Source organism: Nocardia sp. NPDC127526, assembly GCF_042672265.1.
In the GTDB taxonomy this organism is placed as follows: domain Bacteria; phylum Actinomycetota; class Actinomycetes; order Mycobacteriales; family Mycobacteriaceae; genus Nocardia.
The window spans coordinates 1-2,272 of the sequence record NZ_JBHXVO010000063.1 but is presented as its reverse complement, the minus strand read 5'-3'; the positions used below and the strand labels follow the sequence as shown (position 1 = coordinate 2,272).

The window sequence follows — 2,272 nt, the reverse complement described above, 5'->3', positions numbered from 1 at the left end:
AGTGCTGGTACCGGGCCGCTTTTTGCTCGATAGGCCCTGGGGAACCCGGCCTACTTCGTCCCGACGCCCATGGACCCGCAGCCCAGGCTCGATTCGCCCAGGATGGCGATGGCGCTGCCGAAGACCGCGCACAGCGGGCCGTCGCCGAAGAGGATCTTGTCCAGGTTGGGCAGTCCGAAGGATCCGGTTCCGGTGGATCCGGTGGTCATGAGCCCGCCTTTGGATCCGGTCTGCGCCGAGTCGGAGGCCGATCCGGTGACCGAGGATTCCATCGGATCGTCGGCGACCGTGGCCGGTTCGGTCAGCACGATGTCGGCGGAGGCGGCGGGGGTTGCGCTGAGGATGGCGGCCGTGGCTAGGAACGTGGTTACGGCACAACGGTTCACGTGAGGGTCTCTCTGGTCGAGCTCTGCGGGGGTCCCGACTCCCCCCGATGTCGTCCTGAGTGTACGAAGATCGGGTGAGCTGCGACGCAAAATCAGAAACGATACTGATCCAGTCGCGTGGATGTACGGCAATGCACAGGTCAGGCATCGATTCGCGCAATGGCGCGCACCGGCGCACCGTCCGCCCGGGCGAGCCTGAGGGGCAGCAGCGACACCTCGATCCGGTGTCCCAGCTCCTGCGCCGCCAGCACCCGGTCCAGATTGGTGAGATTCTCCGCGATCACCGCGTGCGCCCCGCACAGGATCCGGTGCACCGGAATATCCTGCGCCGGTGTCGGATCCACGCTCAGCGCGTCGATCCCCACCGTCCGCACCCCGCATTCCACGAGGTAGGCCGCGGCCTCCGGGGTCGGTGCGGGATGCCCCTGATAGGCGTAGGTCCCCCAATACGCCGACCACCCGGTCGCAATGAGCACGACCTGCCCGGCGGCCACCCGCCCCTCGAAGTATTCGAGCCCGATCGCACTGCGCGGCGCCAGCCCGCGCGCATCCACGACCACCGCCGGCCCGATGAACCGATCCAGCGGCAATGCGTCCAGCGCCGGCAGCGAATCGTCGATGTGCACGGGCGCGTCCACATGCGTCCCGGTCTGCGACCCCATGCTCAGATGCAGCACATTGACCCCGTCCGCGGTGACGGTCAGCGCCGGTTCGATCCGCACCTCCGGATCGCCCGGGTACACGGGCATCCCCGTTTCCACGGGAACCGACAGGTCGATGATGCGCACGATGTCAGCCTCGCGAACCCGGCCATCCCCCGCAAGTGCTGAGCGCGGTCGCATCCGGATTCGATTACGGCTGTTCGGTGGTGAAGGCCGCGACCACCGCGCCGACGGCCGCACCCGACAGCGCCCCGGCCACGGCGGTCGTCGCGCCGATGATCGCGCCCGCCAGCACACAGCCCGAGATCGTCCCGGTCAGCGCGCCGCTGCCCGCGCCCAGGCTCTCCAAGGTCGTCGCCAGCACGGGATCGATGGCCGGAACATCGTGCAACAGCACCGGGGACAACAGCGCCGCGGTGAGGCCGCCGGCGATGAACCCCAGCACCCCGCCGGCGATCGCGCCCGGTCCCGCGGCCAGGAAACATCCGCTGGTGGCGCCCGGGATCCCGCCCGCGATCGCGCCGATGCCCCCGCCGTCGGCAATGGTCCTGGTCACCCGATCGCGTTCGGCCTGTTCGGTCCCGGGCTGGGTGGCGGCGGGCGCTTCGAAGGCGGCCTGGGTCGCATCCGCGCCGGGCGTCAGGACGACGGTATTGCCCTGCACATCGGCGTCGATGGGAAAGCGCAGATCGTCGATCTTGTAGAACCCGGCCAGGATTCGCACGATCTTCCCGCTGGCGTCCCGGATGACCACGGCGCCGTCCTGTAGCTCCACGCTGCCGTGCTCGATGACCACCTTGCCGGTGCGCCCGGCCAGGCCGGCGGTGACGGTGACCTCCTCGGGCTCCGCGGTGGCCGGAACGATGACCAGGCCGAGGGCGGCGCAGACGACGCCCGCGAGGAGGGCGGCTTTCCCGAACTTCATCATGGAATTCCCCTTCGGCCGAAGCTAGCGACGGGATTCACGTTCAGGAGCTACCCGGTTGACGTTAGCTCGGGGGCCGCTAGCGGGGAGATCATGTTCTCGAACCGTTCTTAAGCTGTGTTTGATTTGTGGGGGACACCCCCACGGCCCCCGGCGGGGACACCCCGCACCCCGCAGGGGCTAGCCCCCGCACCCCCACAAGGGGCTCCGCCCCTTGACCCCGAAGACTGTCGGGCGGACGGCGATGAGGGCGGATGGGGATGAAGGCGGGCTGGGACGAGGACGGGCACGGACAAGGA

The 2,272-nt window shown here is 69.2% G+C and carries 3 protein-coding genes; all 3 read right to left on the bottom strand.

The features are described from left to right. Positions 1-50: 50 nt before the first annotated feature. The gene (locus ACFVIV_RS39130) at positions 51-386 is read right to left on the bottom strand and encodes a hypothetical protein (protein ID WP_379205385.1); all 336 of its coding nucleotides are present in this window, start codon (positions 384-386) and stop codon (positions 51-53) included. Positions 387-526: 140 nt separating this feature from the next. After that, on the bottom strand, positions 527-1,174 hold the full coding sequence (locus ACFVIV_RS39125) for a cyclase family protein (RefSeq protein ID WP_379205383.1): 648 nt from the start codon (positions 1,172-1,174) through the stop codon (positions 527-529). A 64-nt stretch (positions 1,175-1,238) separates the two neighbouring features. Beyond that, complete coding sequence (locus tag ACFVIV_RS39120; protein WP_379205381.1) at positions 1,239-1,976, bottom strand: hypothetical protein; 738 nt, start codon at positions 1,974-1,976, stop codon at positions 1,239-1,241. Between the last annotated feature and the right edge of the window lie 296 nt (positions 1,977-2,272).

What these genes read in the sequence shown, in the direction of transcription:
- ACFVIV_RS39120 (WP_379205381.1), bottom strand. Translation starts at nt 1,976, where the DNA reads ATGATGAAGTTCGGGAAAGCCGCCCTCCTCGCGGGCGTCGTCTGCGCC.